The organism is Gammaproteobacteria bacterium (assembly GCA_003696665.1).
Taxonomy (GTDB): Bacteria; Pseudomonadota; Gammaproteobacteria; order Enterobacterales.
This window is the reverse complement of sequence record RFGJ01000180.1, coordinates 1-2,769: the sequence shown is the minus strand read 5'-3', so window position 1 is coordinate 2,769 and position 2,769 is coordinate 1. Positions and strand designations below refer to the sequence as shown.

At 48.7% G+C, this 2,769-nt stretch carries 3 protein-coding genes; all 3 read left to right on the top strand.

The window, feature by feature from the left end; translation table 11 throughout:
* The coding region (locus D6694_05300) for an EAL domain-containing protein (GenBank protein RMH44948.1) at positions 1–457 on the top strand (457 nt) is incomplete at its 5' end.
* Between the two features lie 200 nt (positions 458–657).
* Positions 658–2,391, top strand: coding sequence for a DUF1302 domain-containing protein (locus D6694_05295; protein ID RMH44947.1), 1,734 nt, complete (start codon positions 658–660; stop codon positions 2,389–2,391).
* A gap of 22 nt (positions 2,392–2,413) precedes the next feature.
* The coding region (locus D6694_05290; GenBank protein RMH44946.1) for a DUF1329 domain-containing protein at positions 2,414–2,769 on the top strand (356 nt) is incomplete at its 3' end.

The window sequence follows — 2,769 nt, the reverse complement described above, 5'->3', positions numbered from 1 at the left end:
TCAGCAGGCGATTGAGCAGACTGAAATTGTACCTGACATGATCGAGCTCGAATTAACAGAGAGTATGCTCATGGAGGATCATGATTTTGCGATCTATATATTGAAACAACTGAAAAAAGTTGGGGTCAGGTTATCGATTGATGATTTTGGTACTGGTTATTCGAGTCTGGCGTATTTAAAACAATTTCCGGTAGATGCCATCAAGATTGACCGTTCCTTCGTCAAGGACATTACCAATAATCAAAGCGATGCGTCTATTGTCCGAGCCATCGTGAACCTAGGTCACACACTAGACATGCATGTCATTGCCGAAGGGGTCGAGAGTCAGGAACAGGCAAGCTTGCTGAAATCATTTGGAGTCGATCTCATCCAGGGATATGTCTACGCCAAACCAATGTCGGAAAATCTATGCCAAGAGTTTCTCGAAAAGAACAAAACTACGACCGGTACGTTGTAAAAGGAAGACAAGCGTTTGATTTGTTATCTGAAATAGAGTCTCAGGACAAATTTTTGGTGGAAAAAAGATTCGTTTTTCGATTATCTTGGCAGAGGTCTGATTTGTTGCTAGACTGCAAACGAGAGTGCTTGGCTGTCCCCTTGTTTTAGGGTGACCGCTGGGCCTTAAGCTCAATAAAACGCATTGGGAAGGTAACTACAATGACAATAAAAGGGGCTATGCACTTGAACAACAAGCTCATCCCGCGGTTATCGAAAGTGGCACTTGCTGTGTCGTTAACGCTCGGCGTGACGAATGTCGCTCAGGCCAAGAGTTGGACCACAGACGACGGGGACTGGACAATTCAATTCGACTCGACGTGGACAATAGGTTCCAGCTGGCGCCTAGAAGATCGTGATATGCGATTGGTTGGGATAGCCAATGGTGGCAGCGCATTTTCAACCAATGGCGACGATGGCAACCTGAATTTTGACAAGGGCGATGCGTTCTCCCGCGTGTTCAAAGGGTTGCACGAATTGGGGGTCAGTTATCAGGATACCTATGGCGTCTTTACTCGCTTTAGGTATTTTTATGACACTGAGCTGGTCGATGAACGCCGACCATTTAAACAGCTAGCTGAGGCATCGATCAATCAGGCGGGTAAAGATGTCCAGCTTTTGGATGCCTTTGCCTATGGCAGCTGGGATTTGGGTGACCATTACCTCCAGGTCCGATTGGGTAAGCAAGTCATCAACTGGGGGGAAAGTACCTTTATCCAGCATGGTATTGCCGAAGCAAACCCGCTCAACTTGAGTGCACTGCGTGCACCGGGATCGGAGCTCAAAGAAGCATTCATTCCATTGCAAGCGCTATGGGCATCTTTCGATATTACTGACAACGTATCGTTGGAAGGTTATGTACAATTTGACTGGGCACCATTCCGGTTCGATGTGCCAGGCAGTTACTTTGCAACCAATGACTTCGTGGGTGCTGGAGGTCGCGAGATATATCTCGGATTTGGTCTTTTCCCCGAAGGCGCGCCTGGCACGGTAGCCATTCGTCTTCCTGACAGGGTGGCACGTGATGACGGTCAATATGGTTTAAAGCTCTCTTGGTATGCGGAAGAGCTTAATGAAACTGAGTTTGGTTTCTATTATTTGAATTACCACAACAAGCGCCCAATCATCTCTGCATACGCGCATAACGGCGTACAGGTTGAAGGATTCTTGGAGTATATAGAGGACATCAAGCTATACGGTTTCAGCTTTAATACGCTAGGCCCTGCTGGGTTGTCGATTGCCGGTGAAGTGTCGTATCGAAAAGACGAGCCAATTCAGATCGACGATGTAGAGCTCCTCTTTGCTGCATTAGAACCGGTCGGCACCATACCGAGCGGGACCAGCCAGATTCCAGGCGGTGCTTTACCGGGTGATGAAATAAGTGGTTACCGGCTGCTTGATACGGTTCAGGCTCAGATGACGTTTACACAGCTCTTGGGACCCATGCTCGGTTCTGATCAGTTTACCGTATTGCTTGAAGTTGGTGCGGACTGGATCCTGAACATGCCGTCCCAGTCGGAGTTGAGATTTGAAGCTCCGGGAACTTCTCGAAGTGCAAACCCAGCGCGGGCCGCATTCGAAGGGGTCGAAACCAATCCGTTTGCGGATGATTTTTCATGGGGATATCGCTTGGTTGGCAAGCTTGACTATTCCGATGCCTTCTATGGTTGGAATGCGTCACCTCGCATCGTGTTCCAACATGATGTCAGCGGGACAACGCCACTTCCAATTGGTAACTTCGTAGAAGGTCGGAAAGCAGTGGCGGTTGGATTGACACTTGATTACCAGAGCCGTTGGAAGATTGACATCAATTACAACCAGTTCTTTGGCGCTGGTACGGCGAATACGTTGTCAGACCGCGACTATGCTTCCATCAGTGTTAGTTATTCGATTTAAGAATTATAGAGGGATAAGGCGCATGCGCATTACAAACAAGAACATCCTTTTGGGCAGCGCGATCGCACTCGCTCTTGGCTTTAGTCAGGCCCACGCGAAGGTGTCAGCCGACGAGGCAGCCCGGTTAGGAAAAGATTTGACTCCTCTTGGGGCCGTCAAGGCTGGTAATAAAGAGGGCACGATTCCGGAGTGGACCGGAGGTATTACGCAACCGCCGGCTGGTTATAAGCCGGGGGATCATCATCCGGATCCGTTCGCCGCAGATAAGCCATTATTCACGATCACGGCTAAGAACGTGGCGCAATACCGGAAGTATTTGACAGACGGTCAGTTGGCGATGTTTAAACGCTATCCGGACACGTTCAAAATGATCGTTTA

Bases quoted from the DNA above. Each gene is read 5' to 3' on its own strand.
- D6694_05295 (RMH44947.1), top strand. From the start codon at position 658: ATGACAATAAAAGGGGCTATGCACTTGAACAACAAGCTCATCCCGCGG.